The 17,789-nt window shown below is 65.3% G+C and carries 16 protein-coding genes; 14 read left to right on the plus strand and 2 right to left on the minus strand.

Annotation, left to right across the window (positions count from 1 at the left end; all coding sequences use genetic code 11):
• Positions 1-199: 199 nt before the first annotated feature.
• Both NYE40_RS00970 and NYE40_RS00975 read right to left on the minus strand, forming a co-directional pair.
• On the minus strand, positions 200-1,207 hold the full coding sequence (locus NYE40_RS00970; RefSeq protein WP_339279188.1) for a BadF/BadG/BcrA/BcrD ATPase family protein: 1,008 nt from the start codon (positions 1,205-1,207) through the stop codon (positions 200-202).
• Positions 1,208-1,232: 25 nt separating this feature from the next.
• A complete protein-coding gene (locus NYE40_RS00975; protein ID WP_339279189.1) occupies positions 1,233-2,507 on the minus strand; it encodes a 6-phospho-beta-glucosidase in 1,275 nt (424 codons plus the stop codon).
• 277 nt (positions 2,508-2,784) lie between these two features.
• Between NYE40_RS00975 and NYE40_RS00980 the strand changes: the two genes are divergently transcribed.
• From NYE40_RS00980 to NYE40_RS01045, 14 genes are all read left to right on the plus strand, one after another.
• On the plus strand, positions 2,785-3,651 hold the full coding sequence (locus NYE40_RS00980; protein ID WP_028600676.1) for a MurR/RpiR family transcriptional regulator: 867 nt from the start codon (positions 2,785-2,787) through the stop codon (positions 3,649-3,651).
• 23 nt (positions 3,652-3,674) lie between these two features.
• A complete protein-coding gene (locus tag NYE40_RS00985; protein ID WP_339279190.1) occupies positions 3,675-4,109 on the plus strand; it encodes a hypothetical protein in 435 nt (144 codons plus the stop codon).
• Positions 4,110-5,108: 999 nt separating this feature from the next.
• Positions 5,109-6,023: an N-acetylmuramic acid 6-phosphate etherase gene (murQ, locus tag NYE40_RS00990; RefSeq protein ID WP_028600674.1), complete on the plus strand. Its 915-nt coding sequence runs from the start codon at positions 5,109-5,111 to the stop codon at positions 6,021-6,023.
• A gap of 72 nt (positions 6,024-6,095) precedes the next feature.
• On the plus strand, positions 6,096-7,541 hold the full coding sequence (locus NYE40_RS00995; protein WP_339279191.1) for an extracellular solute-binding protein: 1,446 nt from the start codon (positions 6,096-6,098) through the stop codon (positions 7,539-7,541).
• A gap of 107 nt (positions 7,542-7,648) precedes the next feature.
• Positions 7,649-8,557 (plus strand): sugar ABC transporter permease, encoded by a 909-nt coding sequence (locus NYE40_RS01000; RefSeq protein WP_028600672.1) that lies wholly within the window; start codon positions 7,649-7,651, stop codon positions 8,555-8,557.
• An 18-nt stretch (positions 8,558-8,575) separates the two neighbouring features.
• Positions 8,576-9,436 (plus strand): carbohydrate ABC transporter permease, encoded by an 861-nt coding sequence (locus tag NYE40_RS01005; protein ID WP_028600671.1) that lies wholly within the window; start codon positions 8,576-8,578, stop codon positions 9,434-9,436.
• A 100-nt stretch (positions 9,437-9,536) separates the two neighbouring features.
• Positions 9,537-10,523, plus strand: a complete 987-nt coding sequence (locus tag NYE40_RS01010) for a GNAT family N-acetyltransferase (RefSeq protein WP_339279192.1) — start codon at positions 9,537-9,539, stop codon at positions 10,521-10,523.
• Positions 10,520-11,227 carry a PIG-L family deacetylase gene (locus tag NYE40_RS01015; RefSeq protein ID WP_028600669.1) on the plus strand — a complete coding sequence of 236 codons (708 nt, stop codon included), beginning with the start codon at positions 10,520-10,522 and terminating at the stop codon, positions 11,225-11,227. Before NYE40_RS01010 ends, NYE40_RS01015 begins: the two co-directional genes overlap by 4 nt.
• 3 nt (positions 11,228-11,230) lie before the next feature.
• Positions 11,231-12,379, plus strand: a complete 1,149-nt coding sequence (locus NYE40_RS01020; protein WP_339279193.1) for a DUF1343 domain-containing protein — start codon at positions 11,231-11,233, stop codon at positions 12,377-12,379.
• A 55-nt stretch (positions 12,380-12,434) separates the two neighbouring features.
• On the plus strand, positions 12,435-13,385 hold the full coding sequence (locus NYE40_RS01025) for a BadF/BadG/BcrA/BcrD ATPase family protein (RefSeq protein ID WP_052333646.1): 951 nt from the start codon (positions 12,435-12,437) through the stop codon (positions 13,383-13,385).
• A complete protein-coding gene (locus tag NYE40_RS01030; RefSeq protein ID WP_339279194.1) occupies positions 13,379-14,566 on the plus strand; it encodes an anhydro-N-acetylmuramic acid kinase in 1,188 nt (395 codons plus the stop codon). The genes NYE40_RS01025 and NYE40_RS01030 overlap by 7 nt, the downstream gene beginning before the upstream one ends.
• Positions 14,567-15,032: 466 nt before the next feature.
• Positions 15,033-16,922 (plus strand): histidine kinase dimerization/phospho-acceptor domain-containing protein, encoded by a 1,890-nt coding sequence (locus NYE40_RS01035; RefSeq protein ID WP_339279195.1) that lies wholly within the window; start codon positions 15,033-15,035, stop codon positions 16,920-16,922.
• A gap of 5 nt (positions 16,923-16,927) precedes the next feature.
• The gene (locus NYE40_RS01040) at positions 16,928-17,077 is read left to right on the plus strand and encodes a DUF1540 domain-containing protein (protein WP_084137598.1); all 150 of its coding nucleotides are present in this window, start codon (positions 16,928-16,930) and stop codon (positions 17,075-17,077) included.
• Positions 17,078-17,285: 208 nt separating this feature from the next.
• Positions 17,286-17,723: a PH domain-containing protein gene (locus tag NYE40_RS01045; RefSeq protein WP_028600666.1), complete on the plus strand. Its 438-nt coding sequence runs from the start codon at positions 17,286-17,288 to the stop codon at positions 17,721-17,723.
• Positions 17,724-17,789: the final 66 nt, after the last annotated feature.

The following is a 17,789-nucleotide window of genomic DNA, read 5'->3' on the forward strand; positions in this document are numbered from 1 at the left end:
CGTCAATCGCGGCCTGGGCGCGCCGTCGGATCGGTCTCGCCGCCGCACCGCGCTCGGCCCGTCAGGCGCGGGCTTCCGGGCCCGCCGCCGGCGGCTCCTCCGCCGTGCCGTGCCGCGCCCGTCAGAGACGCGCGCCGTCGGATCGGTCTCGCCGCCGCCGCACCGCGCTCGGCCCGTCAGGCGCGGGCTGAGCGCGCCATCAAGTCCGCATCCCTGCGAGCACGCGCGCGCGCAGCGCCTCGGAAGCGGGCCGGCCGTGGGCCAGCTCCAGCGCCCACAGCACCGCGCCCGCCGCCGGCGGCTCCTCCAGCAGCCGGAAGCGCAGCTCCGTCTGCGGCAGCAGCTCGCGCGCCGTCTCCATGTACAGCTCGCGCAGGATAGGCGGCGCCGCCTTCACCCATACCGAGCCGGCCAGCACGACGTCGACCGGGCCGCTCCCGAAGTCGAGGCCGCGCACGCAGCCGGCCGTCGACATCGCCATCTGCCGCGCCGAATGCCGCACGGCCGAGAGCGCCGGGCCGTCGCCCGCCGCGGCCGCCTCCAGCAGCAGCGTCGCCAGCTCCGTCGCCGGCAGGGAGCGCGAGAGCATCGCCTCCAGCGCCCGCTCCAGCAGCTCCTCCGGTCCGGCCGCGCCGAGCAGGCGCAGCGCCGGGGCGGTCAGCGCGGTAGGCGCGCCGACGCGGTACAGCTCGTCGTAGGCGAGGCGCACCGCGCGGCGGGCCAGGTAGGCGCCGCCGGACTCGTCGCCGGACAGCTCGCTGCCGACGCCGCCGACCTGTAGCCGCCGGCCCGACGGGTCGATGCCGCCCGTGCAGGCGCCGGTGCCGTTGATCGAGCAGACGCCCGCGCCGGACGGGCTGCCGGCCTTGATGCCGAGGAAGCTGTCGTTGTCCATCTCGAAGCGGCCGTAGCCGAGCTCGCGGATGACGCGGTCCAGCTCCCGCTTCTGGGAGGGGATGTCGGCTCCCGCCAGGCCGAATGCCGCCGCGGCGAGATCGCCCGGCTCCAGGCCATGGCGGCCGAGCAGCTCTCCGGCCTGCTCGGCGAGCGCTCTTTTCGCTCCGGCGTAGCCGTCCTTGAACTGCTCATGGCTGCAGGTGCCCGTGCGGAGCGAGCCGAGCCTCCGTCCGTCGAGATCGTACAGATAATAGTCGGTCTTGGTGTTGCCGCCGTCGACGCCGAGCACGTACGAAGGAGTTCCATTCATGGCCGATGCTCCTTTCGCCGCCCGCTTACGAGCGGAATTGCGGCAGATAGTCCCGATGCGCTTCCTTCAGCTCGTCGAAGCAGGCGCGGGCCGCATCGTAGTCGCCGACGAGCGGGTTCATGAGCAGCGCGCGCATCGCCGCTTCTTCGCTGCCGCCCACCGCCGCCGCGACCGTCTCGCGCTCGTACGCCTTGACCATGCGCATGTAATCGCGGATATGGGCGTTGTCGAGGCCGCGCACCGGGATCGGCTTGGCGCCGTCCTTGCCGATGACCGCCGTGATCTCCACCGCGTCCGTATCCTCCATGAAGTCGAGCGCGCCTTGGTTCAGCAGGTTGACGACATGCTCCTCCTGCTTGTCGTTCCAGATGGCGTCGACGAGGCTGATCGCCACCTCGGAGTAGTTGGCGCCGCCGCGCGAGGCGAGCAGCTCCGGCTTGGTGTGGAGCTTGGCGTCCTCATACAGGCCCAGCAGCTCCTCCTCGATCTCCATGCAGCGCTGGCCGCGCGACTGCTCGGCTTTTTTCAGCAGGTCGAGCTTCTTGTTCTTGAAGTAGTAATACTCGAGATAGGAAGAAGGGATCGCTCCGATCGTCTGCACCAGCTCCTGGCTGAAGCCCGACGAGGGGATGTTCTTCATCGTCTCGCTGTTCAGCCCCTGGGCGAGCGCGTCCTGCAGGTAGTCGCGGCCGTCCTGCTCGATGCCGGTGATCCAGCTCAGATGGTTGAGGCCGACGTAGGTGAGGCGCGCCTCGGGCAGCTCCATCTTGGAGCGGATGCTCTTGGTCATGTTGTAGGGCACGTTGCACAGGCCGAGCATCTTGATCTTGCTGTGGTTCAGGATCGCTTCCGTGAGGATGCCCGCCGGGTTGGAAAAGTTGATCAGCCAAGCGTCCGGACAAAGCGTCTCCATCCTCCGCGCGATGTCCAGCATGACCGGGATCGTCCGCATCGCCTTGAAAAAGCCGCCGATGCCGCAGGTTTCCTGGCCGATCATCCCGTATTTCAGCGGGATCTGCTCGTCGAGCACGCGCGCCGGCAGCTTGCCGACGCGGATCTGGCCCAACACGAAGTCCGCTCCGCTCAGCGCCTCGTCGAGCTCCTGCGTCTTGACGACGCGGCAGTCCATGCCGGCCGCCGCGGCCATGCGCGCGCTCAGGTCGCCGACGATGTCGAGCTTGCGCGCGTCGATGTCCATCAACGCCAGCTCCCGGACCGGCAGCGAGCCGCTGCGCTTGATGATGCCCTCCATCAGCTCCGGGGTATAGGTGCTGCCTGCTCCGATGATCGCGATCTTCATCCTTTATCCATCCCTTTCCCTCTGGCGGCGAAGCCGCTCTGATTCCTCGCTCTGTGACGCTATTGTAGCACAGGAGGCGAGGGTGTCGAGCGTAAAGTTAAATTAATATTTCAAAAAATAATAAAAAATCAAAATATAATTTTATGGACGAATGACGGCGATTTTCCTGAGCAAATCGGCGTTTTCCTCGGTTTTTCCCCCTCTGCCGCTCTTGTAATTCCCGGTTCTAGCGTATACGATTATGGCGCTGTATCAGATCAACGGCAGGAGGCGGCTTATGGCTATCAACGACAACGTATTGATCAAGATCCGGGAACGCAAGGACAGTCTCACTCCTGTCGAACGGCGAGTCGCCGAATACATTCTGGAAAACAAGGAAGAGATTCCGCATCTCTCCATCAAGAACCTTGCCATGGGCAGCCGCACGAGCGACGCCTCGGTGCTGCGCTTCTGCAAGACGATGGGCTACAACGGCTACCGCAGCTTCATCGTCAGCATCTCGGCGGCGATGGGCGGCAAGGAAGAGCCGGACAGCGGACAGTACACGGACATCCAGCCGGGAGATGACCTGCAGACGATCATTTCCAACACGGCACGCAACAATATACGCTCCATCGAAGATACGCTGAGCCTGATCGACCGCGACGCCGTCGACCAGGCGGTGCAGGTTCTTCGCACCTGCAGCCGCATCTTCCTGTTCGGGATCGGGGCTTCCGGACTCATCTGCCTCGATGCCGAGCAGAAGTTCACGCGCATCAACAAGAACTGCCACGCCTATCTGGACGGGCACAGCCAGCTCACGGCGGCGACGCTCGTCTCCGACAAGGACGCGGCGATCTTCATCTCCAACTCCGGCGGCACCGAGGAGATCCTCGACGCGCTCGACATCGTGTCCAAGACGGGAGCGCGCACGATCGCCATCACCAAATACGGCAAAAGCGAGCTGTCCGAGCGGGCCGACCTGCTGCTCAGCATCTCGACGCCGGAGGTGACGATCCGCAGCGGCGCGATGGGCTCGCGCATCGCCATGCTGACGGTGGTGGACATGCTGTTCACCGGCGTGGCGAGCGCCGACTATCAGGAGGTCAAGCATTACTTGACCCGCAGCCGCAACATCATCGCCAGCAAGCGCCGCCGCCGCTAGCGGCGCTGGGGCCTGGCGCCGCCATGTCCGGCGAGCTGTCCGGGCATGGCCTTCCCTTGAGCATCCGCCGTATGGACCGGCGGATGCTTTTTTGTCGGCTCTCCGGCTTGCTGCGGCCCGGAAAAATCGGGTTGCAGAGTCGGTCCAGCGTGTTCGAGGTGCTGCAACCCGACAAAATCGGGTTGCAGAGTCGGTCCAGCGTGTTCGAGGTGCCGCAACCCGACAAAATCGGGTTGCAGAGTCGGCCCAGCGTGTTCGAGGTGCCGCAACCCGACAAAATCGGGTTGCAGAGTCGGTCCAGCGTGTTCGAGGTGCTGCAACCCGACAAAATCGGGTTGCAGAGTCGGTCCAGCGTATTCGAGGTGCTGCAACCCGGAAAAATCGGGTTGCAGAGTCGGTCCAGCGTGTTCGAGGTGCTGCAACCCGACAAAACCGGGTTGCAGCACTCAGGACAATGAGCAACTCGGCTCGAACGAATGCCCGAACGGCGGAGTTACGCGGAAAAACCGAGTAACTCGGGGCGAATGTGCGTCCGGATGAGGGAGAAACGCGGAAAAATCGAGTAACACGGGTTGGATGTGCGTCCGGATAGGGGAGATACGCGGAAAAACCGAGTAACTTGGGTCGGATGTACGTCCGGATGGGAGAGATACGCGGAAAAACCGAGTAACTCGGGTCGGATGTGCGTTCGGATGGGGGAGATACGCGGAAAACCCGAGTAACTCGGCTTCGAGATACGCGTGAGGCAGGGGTTAAGTCGAAAAAATCGAGTTACTGGGATACGAGGTAGGCGTGAGGCAGGGTTTAAGTAATCGAGTAACTGACCTTCGAGGTAGGCGTGAGGCAGGGAGCGGAGGGGACGGAAACCTCTTGGAGAAGCGGCAGCGGTTCCCTTGAAGGCCGGATTCCTTCCGTTTCGGAAAAGGAGATCAGAGGAATCTGGGCTTCAGCGGAATCGGAAGGAGGTTCCGTCCCTGGAGCGGCGTCGGCGAACATCCGTCCCCGAGGTTCCGTCCCTGGAGCGGCGTCAGCGAACATCCGAATCCAAGGTTCCGCCCCCGAGCTTCCGTCCCCGTCCCCGCCTCCCATCCCCCTAAACGCATAAAACGATCGCCCTCGGAGCATCCTCTCCATGCGCCCTGAGGCAGGATTTTCCTCGGCCGATCCTGCAACCGCTTCCCGGCCTAAGCCGCAACCGCTTCCCTGAAATTGGCGTTCCGACAGCGACTGACAGCCGGGATGAACTATGTTAACTTAACTCCCACAAACCCTTTCGTTTTGACAAAATTCTGTATTAAAACTCCAACATTAAGTTCCATTATAAAAATAAATTTCAAAAACTATTGACCAATTCGGAGCGTTTCGATACGATTGGGGTACGTCATACGAAGTTTATCAAGATCGGACGGAGGCTTGAGGTAACCGCTTCCAGATGATCGCAGGTTAGGGGAATGAAAATGAACGAATACCTTGCCGGCCTGACTACGGAAGGGATCAATCCCGATTCGATGTCGATCGACGAGTGCTCGACCGAGGAGATGCTGCGGCTGCTCAACCGGGAGGACTCGAAGGTGCCCGAGGCGGTCGAGGCGGAGATTCCGCGCATTATGGAAGCGGTCGACGCCATACATGCCGCTCTTGCGCAGGGTGGCAGATTATATTACATCGGAGCCGGCACATCCGGCAGGCTCGGCGTGCTGGACGCCTCCGAGTGTCCGCCGACCTTCGGCACGGACCCGGCCCTCGTCCAGGGCCATATCGCCGGCGGAGACGTCGCGCTGCGGACGGCGGTCGAGGGCTGCGAGGACGACGGCGACGAGGGCCGCGCGCTGATCGACCGGATCGGCGTCACCCGCCGCGACGCGGTCGTCGGCATCTCCGCCAGCGGCAGTGCGGCGTTTGTCATCGAGGCGCTGCGGCGGGCGCAGGAGATCGGAGCGGCGGCGATCGGCCTCGTGAACAATAAAAACACGAAAGTCGCCGAAGTCTGCGACATTTGCATCGCTCCGGTCGTCGGTAATGAAGTGATCGCGGGCTCGACCCGGCTCAAGGCGGGCACCGCCCAGAAGCTCGTGCTTAACATGCTCAGCACATGCACGATGGTGAAGCTCGGCAAGACGTACAACAACCTCATGGTCGACCTCAAGGCGAGCAACAAGAAGCTGCACGACCGCTCGCTGCGCATCATCGTCCGGGCGACCGGCGCGAGCGAGGCCCAGGCGGCGGACGCGCTCGAGCGGGCGTCGAAGGACACCAAGCTCGCCATCATGATGCTTCAGACCGGCCTCGAGCCCGAGGAAGCGCGCCAGGCGCTGCAGCACAGCTCCGGCAATCTCAAGGAGGCAATCCGCATCTGCGCCGGAGCGGGCTGAACGAAGCCGGCGACTGCGTCATGCGATTCCCATATACGAACTTGTCTATTTAAAAAGGGAGGATCTTGAACCATGACAAAAAGATCAAGATTGGCGGCAAGTGTACTCGCTCTCACCGTCGCGGCCGGCGTGCTCGGCGCCTGCGGCTCCAACAACGGCAACGAGCCGGCTGGCAACGCGGCCGGCAACACGGGAGGAGAAGGCGCCGCGGCGGCGAAGGATACGATTACGGCGCTGCTGCCGCCGGTATCGGCGAACTTCCAGGCCAACTTCAAGCAGATGGAAACGGAATTCAACAAGCAGTATCCGAACCTCACGCTCAAGATCGAGCCGGCCAGCTGGGAGGACATGACCCAGAAGCTCGATACCCAGGTCAACGCCGGCAGCCCGCCGGACATCGCCTTCATGGGCTCGGAGGGCATCGCCAAGTACGTCCCGATGGGCATGGTGATGGACATCAAGGACGTCGTCACGCCGGAGATGATCGCCGACTTCGACGAAGGTCCGCTTAAATATATGTACAACGGCGAAGGCCTGTTCGGCTTCCCGGCCTACATGGAGGTCCATGCGATCGGCGGCAACAAGCCGTTCCTGGAGGAAGCCGGCATCGACTGGAAGAAGATCCAGCAGAGCGGCTGGACGTTCGACGAGTTCCGCGAGGCGATCAAGAAGGGCGTCGTGAAGGAAGGCGATACGACCAAGCGCTACGGCTTCGTCTTCGCCACCGCCGGCGTCACCTCCAAGGACTACCTCGGCATCCTCGTCAAGAACGCCGGCATGCCGGCCGCCTTCGACAAGGATCTGAAGTACGCCTACACGAGCAAGAACTACCTGACGCTGCTCACGAACATCCGCCAGATGATCGACGACGGCTCGATGCCCAAGGAGCTCAGCTCCATCGACGCCGGCAAGCGCTGGAACATGTTCCTGACCGGCCAGACGATGATTACGGGCAAGGGCATGGCGGTGTTCGAGAACTCCTCGCGCCTCAACAACGAGAAGCTCGACGCCAACGACGGCAGCGCCGTCAAGGACAGCATCAAGACGGATTACGTCGTGCTGCCGGTGCCTTCCTTCGCCGGCCAGCCTGCGGTCGCCAACGCGATCGTCGACGGCTACGTCACGTTCCGCGGCAAGAAGGAGCCGACGGCCGAGCATAAGGCCAACGTCGCCAAGGCCGCCTACTTCCTGGCCAGCGGCCAAGTCGCCGCGACGACGAACAGCGAGCTGTTCTCCGCGCCGATCACGAAGAGCTCCCGCGAAGCGATGAAGAGCATCGAGAGCAAGCAGAGCGACTACAACAAGGCTGCGGTCGAGCATCTGCTCTCCACGGCGGCGCCGGCCCGTCCGGACATCCCGGCCGAGCTCGCGGCCAAGGCGATCAAGCTGGAGACGGAAGTCATCGTGCCGAAGCTGCAATCGCTGCTTGCAGGCGAGACGACGCCGGAAAAAATGTACGAGGACGTGAAGAAAGCCGCGATCGATACGTTCGGCGCGGACGGAGTCGTACAAGACTGATTTCCTGCCTCGGATAGCCGCCCCCCGCGGCTATCCGATCTCTTTTATCGGACCTGCTTCAAAGTCCCCCATGCCCGATCAGCGGAAGCGGAAAGGAGTCCTGCATCATGGCACGAGAAGCTTCGACCATCAAAACCCGTAACCGGCTGAACCGCGGGGATGGCGGGTGGGCGTACGCCTTCATCGCCGTCGCCCTCGTCGTCTACGCCATGTTCACGGCTTATCCCGTCATCAGCGCCTTCATCATCAGCTTCCAGAATTATCAGCCGCTCGGCTCCACCTATGTCGGATTCGAGAATTACGAGAACGTCTTCAAGAGCGCGCTGTTCTGGAAAGCGATGGGCAACACCGTCATCTACACCTTGCTCACCGTTCCGGTGGCGCTGCTGCTCAGCTTCGGCGTGGCGATCCTCATCATGCCGCTGCGCAAATGGATGCAGACCAGCTTCAAGGCCATCTACTACCTGCCGGCGGTCGCCTCCGGCGTCGCGCTGTCCGTCGTCTGGCTGTGGATCTTCGATCCGATGCAGGGCGGCATCCTCAACCAGCTGCTCGGCGCATTCGGCATCCCCAGCCAGAACTGGCTCGGCTCCAGCTCCACCTCGATGTTCTCGCTCGTGCTCATGAGCTGGCTGTCCAGCCACGGAACCAGCATCATCATCTACGTCGCCGCCCTGCTGGGCATCGACAACAGCTATTACGAGGCCGCCGACATCGACGGAGCTTCGTTCCTGCAGAAGATGTGGCATATCGTCATCCCGTGCCTCAAGCCGACGACGCTGTTCCTGCTCGTCACCGGCGTCATCGGGTCGTTCCAGGTGTTCCAGAACGCCTACCTGATGACCGGCGGCGGACCGGACCACAGCACGACGATGGTCGGCCTGCTCATCTTCGACACGGCGTTCAAGTACTTCGAATTCGGCGACGCCGCCGCGCAATCGCTCGTGCTCGCGCTCGTCATCGCCATCATGGCCTTCGTCCAGTTCAAGTTCCTGGGCAAGGACGTGGAATATTAAGCGGAAGGAGGCCAGGACATGGGCTTATACAACAATCACTTAGGCAACTCTCTCCTGAAGAGCGCCCGCAATGCGGTCATCATCATCCTCCTTCTGCTGTTCGCGCTGGCGACGCTGTTTCCGATCTACTTCATGATCATCTCCTCCTTCGGAGATCCGATCGAGGCGGGCGCGGTCAGCTACTCGATCTGGCCGGAAAAGTTCTCGCTGGAGTCCTATAAGTTCTTCTTCAACTACAGCGAGTACTCGTACCGCTGGCTCGCCAACTCCCTGCTCGTCGCGACCGTGACGATGGTGTCCAACGTCGTGTTCGCCACGATGGCGGGCTACGCGTTCGCCAAGATTTCCTTCCGGGGCAGCAAGGTGCTGTTCGCCATCCTGCTCGGCGCCATGATGATTCCGTATCAGGTGACTCAGGTGCCGCTCTACATCCTGATCGTGAACGTCTTCGACATCTCCAATACGTATCGGGCGCTGATCGCGCCGAGCCTGGTCACGGTGTACAACATCTTCCTGGCGAAGCAGTTCATGAGCTCCATCCCCAAGGAGATTCTGGAGAGCGCCAAGGTCGAGGGCTGCAGCCAGTTCCAGATTTTGACGCGCATCGTCATGCCGCTGTCCAAGACGGTCATGGCGGTCATGGCGATCCTCACCTTCATGGAGTCGTGGAACACCTTCTTCTGGCCGTTCCTCGTCACGAACACGATGGACATGCAGACGATCCAGGTCGGCCTCAAGAACTTCCGCTTCGCCAACACGACCTACTTCGCGCCGATGATGGCGGGAGCGACCGTATCGGCGCTGCCGATGTTCATCCTGTTCTTCAGCCTGCAAAAGTATTTCCTGGAAGGCGTGACCGTCGGCGCGGTCAAAGGCTGAGCCGATGTCGCAGAGGGCGGCCCCCTGCGGGCCGCCCTTCCGCTTGATGCAGCTGGCGCATCGCCGGCCCGACCGGCCGCGCCGGCAGGAGGGAACCATCATGACGATCCGCAACTGGAACGAGGAAGACCGCCGGGGCGCGCTCGCGCTCTGGAACCGGGAAGCCGTCCGCGACGGCTACAAGCCGCTGGATGAAGCCGGGTTCGCGGCGCTGATCGCGGAGCATCCGCAGTTCGACCCGGGTACCGCGTTCGTCGCCGAGGCTGGCGGCGAGCTGCGGGGGCTGGCGATCGGCTGCACGGGCGACGAGCTGCCGCTCGGCGCGCAGGCCGGCTACATCACCTGCGTGCTGGCGGACGCCGCGCTCGGCGAGGCCGAGGCGGACAGACTGCGGCGGGAGCTGCTGTCCCGTCTGGAGCGGCGCTTCGCCGAGCTGGGCAAGACGCAGGCCGACGTGCTGTTCTTCAACCCGATGCGGCTGCCGTGGCTCGTGCCGGGCACGCCCGGCCACGAGCACAACAATGCGCCGGGAGCGCCGGCGGGCGGCGCGCTGCACCGGCTGCTGCTGGAGGCCGGCTACGCCGAGCGCTCGCTGCAGCACGGGATGCACCTGGATCTCGCGCACTTCGAGGTGCCGGAGTCCATCCTGCTGAAAAGATCGCGCGCCGCCGCCGAAGGCTATGCCGTCGAGAGGCTCGGTCCGACCCGCCACACGGGGCTGGAGGAGCTGCTGGACGCGCTCGGCAATCCGCTCTGGCAGCGCGAGATTGCGGACTGCGCCGCGCGCGGCGTGCCGGTCGTCGCGGCCGTCTACGGCAGCCGGCTCGTCGGCTTCGCCGGTCCGGTCGTGCGCGAGCCGAGCGGCCGCGGCTATTTTGCCGGCATCGGCGTCCATCCGGAGCATGAGGGGCACGGGCTCGGCAGCCTGCTGTTCTTCTCGCTCTGCGAGGCGTTCCGATCGATCGGCACCGACTACATGACGCTGTTTACCGGGAGCGAGAACCCTGCTCTGCGCATCTACGACAAAGCCGGATTCAAGACGGCGAAAACATTCGCCGTCATGAGAAAGGAAGGGATCGGATCATGAGCGAAAGAAAGCAGCTGACGATACTGGGCATCGGAGCGCATGTCGGCGACGTGGAGCTGGTCGCCGGAGGCGTGCTGGCCAGCCATTATCTCAAGGGAGACAAGATCGCGACGCTGGCGCTGACGGCCGGGGAGCGCGGCGTGCCCGAGGGACAGGACGTGCACGAATACCGCGAGCAGAAGGTGCGCGAGGCGCATACGTTCGCGGGCATGCTCGGCGGCGAGGCGCGCGTGTTCGAAATTCCGGACGGCGAAATACCGGATGACGAGGCGATCCGCCTGCGCGTCTGCGACGTCATCCGCGAGATCAAGCCGGACATCATCATCACGCATCACTGCAACAGCATGCACAAGGACCATGCGACGACGCATCGCATCGTGAACGACGCCCGCTTCTTCGCGGGGCTCAAGGCGATGGAGCGCGAGCGTCCGGCGCATTTCGCGGGCAAGCTGTACTACGGCGAGAACTGGGAGGACGCGGTCGGCTACGTGCCGTACGTCTATGTCGGCTTCGACCAGCAGGCGTTCGACCTGTGGATCGAGGCGCTGTCCACGCACTGGTTCGTCACCGGCAGCAAGTCGTTCGCCTACATGGACTATTACCAGAGCCTGGCGCGCGTGCGCGGCTGCGAGATGCGCGGCCTGTATGCGGAGACGTTCATGATTCCGGCGGAAACGATGCGCCTGCGCCAGCAGGAGCTGTAGCTCATGGCGATTGAATTCGGGATCGACCGGATCGGCGAGGCCGCTCCGGTGCTGCAAGGACGGCGGATCGGGCTCATTACCGGCCCGACCGGCATCGACGCCGAGTGGCGGTCGACGATCGACGTGCTGCAGGAGCGCTTCGGGCTCGCGGCGATGTTCTCGCCGGAGCACGGCGTGCGCGGCGACATCGCCGCCGGGGGGCTGGTCGACACCTACATCGACGAGCGGACGGGCGTGCCGGTATACAGCCTGTACCGCAAGGACTCCAAGCGGATGACGCCGGACATGCTGGAGAAGATTGACGTGCTGGTCTATGATATCCAGGACATCGGCACGCGGTATTACACCTACGTCTACACGATGCTGTACGCGATGCAGGACTGCGCGGCGGCGGGCCTTCCGTTCGTCGTGCTCGACCGGCCGAATCCGCTCGACGGCGTCACGCTCGAGGGCGGGCTGCTCGACCGGGCCTACAGCTCCTTCGTCGGCGATTATCCGCTGCCGGTGCGCTACGGCCTGACGGCCGGCGAGCTGGCCGTCATGGCCAACGCCGAGCAGGGCTGGGGCGCGGAGCTGTACGTCGTGAGCTGCCGCGGCTGGTCCCGCGAAGCGCGCTTCCCGGCGCTCGGCCGCCCGTGGATCGCGCCTTCGCTGAACATCCCGCGCTGGGAGACGGCGCTGCTCTATCCGGGCACCTGCCTGTTCGAGGGCACGAACCTGTCCGAGGGACGCGGCACGGCCGCGCCGTTCGAGCAGATCGGCGCGCCGTTCGTCGACGCCGAGCGGCTCGCGGCCGAGATGAACGCGCTGCGGCTGCCGGGCGTCCGGTTCCGGCCGTCCTACTTCCAGCCGAGCTCGTCCAAGCATGCCGGCACGCTGTGCCGCGGCGTGCAGGTGCATGTGACGGACACGGACGCGGTGCGTCCGCTCGAGGTCGGCGTGCGGCTGCTGCTCGCCGTGCGTTCGATGTTCCCGGAGGCGGAGTTCCTCGCTCCGTACCGCGAGGGCGGCCGGCCGTTCATCGACCTGCTGGCCGGCGGCGACCTGTACCGCGGCATGCAGAGCGCCGCGGATGCAGACGCGCTGCTGGAGCGGTTCGCCGCGGACAGCGAGGCGTTCGCCGCGCGCAAGGCGGCGTACCACCTGTATTAGAACGGAGCTTTCGCCCCGGCGCGGCGCGCCGGGCGGCGGAGAGGGAGGGGCAGACATGGACTACTGGCTGGGGCTGGACGGCGGCGGCACGCGCACGACCGTATGCGCGGAGGATGCGGCCGGAACGGAGCTGGCGCGCTTCGAGGTCGGAGCGCTCAACATCAACGGCGAGCGCGCAGGCGCGGCCGAGGAGGCGCTCGCGGAGGCGGCGCGCGAGCTGGGACGCCGCGGACTGCCGCTCGCGGGCTGCGTCTCGCTCGCCGTCGGCGCGGCCGGCATCAGCAACCCGCAGGCGCGGGAGCGCCTGACCGGAGCGCTGGCGGCGCTGGCGTTCCGCGGCGAGCTGACGCTTGCCGGCGATCAGGAGACGGCGCTCGCCGGCGCGCTGGAGGGCCGTCCCGGCATCGCGCTGATCGCCGGGACGGGCTCGATCGCCTATGGCCGGAGCGAGGCCGGAGAGACGCATCGCGCCGGCGGCTTCGGCCATCTGATCGACGACGAGGGCAGCGGCTACGCGATCGGCCGCGACATGCTCGCCGCGATCGTGCGCGCCGCCGACGGGCGCTCGCGGCCGACGGCGCTGGCCGAGCCCGTGTTCCGCCAGCTCGGCCTGGAGCCGGGCAGCCTGCCGGAGCTCGTGCGCTGGGTGTACGACCCCGCGCGTCCCAAAAGCTCCGTCGCCGCGCTCGCGCCGCTGCTGCAGCCCGCCTGCGAGGCGGGCGACGCGGCGGCGCTCGGCATCGCCCGCCGCGCGGCCGGCGCGCTCGCCGAGCTCGCCGAAGCGGTCGCGGTCCGCCTCGGGCTCGGTCGCGGCGAGCTGGCGCCGCTCGGCAGCGTGCTGCTGCGCTGCGCGCCGGTGCGGGACGCCTTCGCGGAGCGGCTCGCCGAGCGGCTGCCGCAGCTGCGCCTGACGGCGGCGAGCCGCGATGCGGCGAGCGGCGCGGTGCTGCTCGCGCGCCGCGCCTTGCCCGCAGCCGCAGGCGGCGGGGAGGGAGCGCCATGCTGAGCTGGCGCCCCCGCAGGCCTTACGCGCTCGCCGTCGGCCTCATGTCCGGCACGTCGCTCGACGGCGTGGACGCGGCGGTCGTCCGCTTCGAGGGCGAGGGGCTGGATACGACCGCGCAGCTGCTGCATTTCCATACGCAGCCGTACGACGAGCCGCTGCGCGAGGCGCTGCGGCGGCTGTGCGAGCCGGGAGCGGCCGACGTGCAGGACCTGTGCGGCATGAACGCCTGGCTCGGCGGCCGCTTCGCGGAAGCGGCGCGCGCCGCCGCAGACGAGGCCGGGCTCGCGATGGCCGACATCGACTTCGTCAGCTCCCACGGCCAGACCGTCTGGCATATGCCGGAGCCGCCGGCCGGCTCGCCGTTCCTGGCGCCGTCCACGCTGCAGCTGGGCGACCTGTCCGTCCTGGCCGCCCGCGCCGGCGTGCCGGCGGTCGGCGACTTCCGCCCGGCCGACATGGCCCTCGGCGGCCAAGGAGCGCCGCTCGTGCCGTACGGCGATCTCGTGCTGCTGCGCCATCCCCAGCGCGGGCGCCTGCTGCAGAACATCGGCGGCATCGGCAACTGCACCGTGCTGCCGGCCGGAGCCGGTCCGGACGACGTCGCCGGCTTCGACACCGGACCGGGCAACATGGTCATCGACCGGGTCGTGCAGCGGCTGACGGACGGCCGCCTCGCCTACGACGCGGACGGAGCGCTGGCGGCTCAAGGCGCGCCGCATGAAGGACTGCTCGCCGAGCTGCTGGCGCATCCGTACTTCCTCCAGCCGCCGCCCAAGTCGACCGGCCGCGAGCTGTTCGGCTCCGACTATGCCGCCGAGCTGCTGGCCCGCGCCGCATCGCTCGGACTGTCCAAGGCCGATGCAGCCGCGACGGCGACCGCGCTGACCGCGCGCTCGATCGAAGGCGCCCTGCGCCGCTTCGTCCTGCCGCAAGTCCGCATCGACGAGGTCATCGTCAGCGGCGGCGGCGCGCGCAACCGCACGCTCATGCGCATGCTCGCGGAGCGGCTGCCGGAGCAGCGCGTCATCGACTCCGGCGAGCTCGGCATCCCGGGCGACGCCAAGGAAGCGGTGCTGTTCGCGCTGCTCGGCTACCATTTCCTGCTCGGCATCCCGAACAGCCTTCCCTCCGTGACGGGAGCTTCCCGCGCCGCGGTCATGGGCAAGCTCGCGCTGCCTTGACGCCATCCGCGGCGAGGTCCGGGGCATGCCGCCCCGGAGCGCGGTCCGGACCGTCGCTCGCCTTCCAGCCCCAAGGGCGTGTTTGCAACCTCTGAAGGAAGCCGATAGGGCCGAATTTTTGGTCCCTGCGAGGAACGGAGGCGAAGGCGTACCGGGGGTACATCGAGCCTGCGTGACCAAGCAGGGGGCAAAAAGCGGTGATAGATGCCCCTGAGCGGGTTTGCCAACACGTCCTAGCCCGGCTTCGTGCCGGGCTTTTTTCTTTGCGCGCTTTTCCGCCCGCCCTCCCGCTCCCGGGATCCTTCTCCATGCCCTCGAATCCCGGCTGCGCCGCTGCTGAGCAAGCGTTTGCTCTCGTACGGCAATGGCGATTAATTTATCTCCGTGGAAGCGATAAAATGTGATATGGTTATCGTATTGAAGATGAATCGGCGGGGCGGCTGCTCCGCCGCTACAGGAGAATGCGATGAATACCCTTGAACAATGGAAGCGCTCTTGCCGGGACGCCGGCATGGACCCTTCCGTCATGCCGCAGTTCCGCCAGCGCTACTCGCCGCAGCGGCTGCGGGAGCAGCAGGAGCGCTACGCGGAGCTGCTCGATATATGCCGGTCCCTCACCGAGGAGCTGCTGGAGTCGGCTCCCGACGACCCGATTCTGATCGCGGTCAACGACTCGGAGGGGCATCTGCTCGGCTTTTGCGGCAACGAGTCGATGGAGGAGCTGCTCGGCTGCAAATACGGCATCCTCCCGGGAGTCGGCTATACGCGCGACATGGGGCCAAGCTCCATCGCCGCCTGCATGGAGACCGGACGTCCGGCACAGCTCGTCGGGACAGACCATTACCACGAGCCGCTCCATGACACCGCCTGCCTGAGCGCGCCGCTGTACCTGCGCGAGCATCCCGAGCGTCCGTGGGGCGGCATCAGCTTCATGCTGCAGGCGGACAGCGTGCATCCCCATCTGATGGCGCTGCTCCGCTCGATGACCGCCTCGATGGAGCGGGAGCTGGAGCTGCGGCGCCAGAACGCCCGCCAGGCGATCCTGACCCAGGCGCTGCTGCAGACGCCGTACTACGGCGTCGTGCTGGTGGACGCTGCGGGCAGCATCGTCTCGATGAACGCCCGCAGCGTGGAGCTGATGGAGCTGGAGCGCCCGGCCGAGGGGGATCGCTGCGAGGAGCTGCCGATCATCGGCCCCTCCCTTCGCGAGATGATCGTGCAGCAGGGGACCGAGCCCGTCCTCGCCTGCGCGATCAAGGAGAAAAGCAAGGATGGCCAACGGCACTACATGGGCGACTTCCTGCCGGTGACCGAGGAGGATGGACGGCTGCTGTTCATCGTCGCGATGCTGCGCGACATGACCGACGCCAAGCGCGCCGACGACATGCTGCACGGCTCCGAGAAGCTGGTGCTCGCCGGACAGATCGCGGTCGGCATCGCCCATGAGATCCGCAATCCGCTGACGGTCATCCGCGGCATGCTGCAGTTCACCGCCGACCGGATCAAGCGCGAGCACTACGAGCTGATCCTGAGCGAGCTGGACCGGATCGGGCTGATCGTCACCGACTTCATGGCGCTCGGCCAGCAAAAGGCGCCGCAGCTCCGGCCGGAGCCGGCCGACGCGATCGTCGAGGAGACATTGCAGATGATGGAGTTCCAGTTCAACCAGGAAGGCATCCGGATCAAAAGGGACTATGGCGGAGCCGAGCTCGTCTACGGCGACCGCAACCAGATCAAGCAGGTGCTGCTGAACGTACTCCGCAACGCCGCCGAGGCGATGCCGCAGGGCGGCTTCATCGCGGTCCGGCTGCGCGCCGGGAACGGCCGCCAGCGCATCGAGATCGCCGACACCGGCGAAGGCATGGGCGAGGATCAGCTGGCGCGCCTTCGGGGAGCTTTTCCACACGACCAAAAAAGGCGGGAGCGGCCTCGGCCTCGCGATCGTCAAGCGCATCATGGACGCCCACGGCAGCCAGATCCGGTTCGAGAGCGAGCCGGGGAAGGGCACGACCGTCGTGCTCGATTTTCCGATCTATCAGATCCGCAGGCTCGTGTATCCGTTCCTGTCCTCCTAAGCGGCGCTTTGCGCGGCGGCACCAGGCTCACGCTCGTCAACGGCCGCTGGAGCGGCTGGCCGGCCCCGGCTGCCTCCGCGCCCGCCAAAAAAAGCCGAAGCCCCGGGAGGGCTTCGGCTTTTTTTGACGCGGGAAACGAAGCGGCCTTGCGCGATGCCGCGAGTTGGACTATGATGGAAGGGACACCGGTCCATTGGAACGAGGAAAAGCCCGCGCGGAATCCAATTCCGGACGAGCTTGAATCGATGCAAGGGAACGGCCATCCACGCTACAGGAGGTGAACCTCATGGCTAAAGACGTACTGTGCGAAGTGGATAGCTGCAAAAACTGGGCTTCCGGCAACAAATGCAACGCATCGTCCATTTATGTGACCAGCAACCGTGGACAAGCGAGCAACTCCGAAGAAACCGACTGCAAAACCTTTGAAGCGAAATAACCCGATACCATCTTCTTCATCAGGCAGCCGTGCCAGCGGCTGTCTTTTTCGTTTCGCTTTCCTTACTATACTCAATAATGATTATTGTTATCAAGTCCTTTTGAGAAAGTTTTTCAAAAAGATCTTTGCCCGCTGCTCTCGGTCCTATGGTACAATCGAAATCTGGTTATGGTAATATTTTACGGATAAGGAGCGGAAGGGAAGTTCGATGAAATTTATGCCAAAAAGAGAGCTCGGCCCGGCCTGCGCGAGCTGGCTGGCGATCGCGCTGCTGCTGCTCGGAGGCTGGATCGGCTGGACCGAGGGCGGAGGCCCGGCTTCCAAGGCCGTGGCGACCGCCGTGCTGCTGACCGCAGGGCTGCTCGCCTGGATCTGGCTCGGCACGTCCTATCGTCTGGAGGAGGACGAGCTGGTGCTCCAGATCGGACCGATCGTCAAGCGTCTTCCTTATCGCAAGCTGCTGCATCTCCAGCCTGCATCAGCTTGGCCGATCGGACTCTTTGCCCTGCGGCGGCTCGAGCTGGCGGCGGGGCCGTACGACCGGTACCCGATCGCGCCGCGCGACAGGGAGCGCTTCGTCGAGGAGCTGCAGCGGAGATGCCCGCATCTGGTCGTCGATCTGGAGCGGGACGACCGCCCTCTTTGAGGGCGGGGCGCAGCGGAAGAACCGACGGGCAAGGGACGAAGCGACAACTCGCTTCGTCCCTTTTTT

The organism is Paenibacillus sp. FSL W8-1187 (assembly GCF_037965485.1).
Classification (GTDB): domain Bacteria; phylum Bacillota; class Bacilli; order Paenibacillales; family Paenibacillaceae; genus Paenibacillus_O; species Paenibacillus_O pasadenensis.

Bases quoted from the DNA above. Each gene is read 5' to 3' on its own strand.
- NYE40_RS00970 (WP_339279188.1), bottom strand. From the start codon at position 1,207: ATGAATGGAACTCCTTCGTACGTGCTCGGCGTCGACGGCGGCAACACC.
- NYE40_RS00975 (WP_339279189.1), bottom strand. From the start codon at position 2,507: ATGAAGATCGCGATCATCGGAGCAGGCAGCACCTATACCCCGGAGCTG.
- NYE40_RS00980 (WP_028600676.1), top strand. From the start codon at position 2,785: ATGGCTATCAACGACAACGTATTGATCAAGATCCGGGAACGCAAGGAC.
- NYE40_RS00985 (WP_339279190.1), top strand. From the start codon at position 3,675: ATGTCCGGCGAGCTGTCCGGGCATGGCCTTCCCTTGAGCATCCGCCGT.
- murQ (WP_028600674.1), top strand. From the start codon at position 5,109: ATGAACGAATACCTTGCCGGCCTGACTACGGAAGGGATCAATCCCGAT.
- NYE40_RS00995 (WP_339279191.1), top strand. From the start codon at position 6,096: ATGACAAAAAGATCAAGATTGGCGGCAAGTGTACTCGCTCTCACCGTC.
- NYE40_RS01000 (WP_028600672.1), top strand. From the start codon at position 7,649: ATGGCACGAGAAGCTTCGACCATCAAAACCCGTAACCGGCTGAACCGC.
- NYE40_RS01005 (WP_028600671.1), top strand. From the start codon at position 8,576: ATGGGCTTATACAACAATCACTTAGGCAACTCTCTCCTGAAGAGCGCC.
- NYE40_RS01010 (WP_339279192.1), top strand. From the start codon at position 9,537: ATGACGATCCGCAACTGGAACGAGGAAGACCGCCGGGGCGCGCTCGCG.
- NYE40_RS01015 (WP_028600669.1), top strand. From the start codon at position 10,520: ATGAGCGAAAGAAAGCAGCTGACGATACTGGGCATCGGAGCGCATGTC.
- NYE40_RS01020 (WP_339279193.1), top strand. From the start codon at position 11,231: ATGGCGATTGAATTCGGGATCGACCGGATCGGCGAGGCCGCTCCGGTG.
- NYE40_RS01025 (WP_052333646.1), top strand. From the start codon at position 12,435: ATGGACTACTGGCTGGGGCTGGACGGCGGCGGCACGCGCACGACCGTA.
- NYE40_RS01030 (WP_339279194.1), top strand. From the start codon at position 13,379: ATGCTGAGCTGGCGCCCCCGCAGGCCTTACGCGCTCGCCGTCGGCCTC.
- NYE40_RS01035 (WP_339279195.1), top strand. From the start codon at position 15,033: ATGAATACCCTTGAACAATGGAAGCGCTCTTGCCGGGACGCCGGCATG.
- NYE40_RS01040 (WP_084137598.1), top strand. From the start codon at position 16,928: ATGGCTAAAGACGTACTGTGCGAAGTGGATAGCTGCAAAAACTGGGCT.
- NYE40_RS01045 (WP_028600666.1), top strand. From the start codon at position 17,286: ATGAAATTTATGCCAAAAAGAGAGCTCGGCCCGGCCTGCGCGAGCTGG.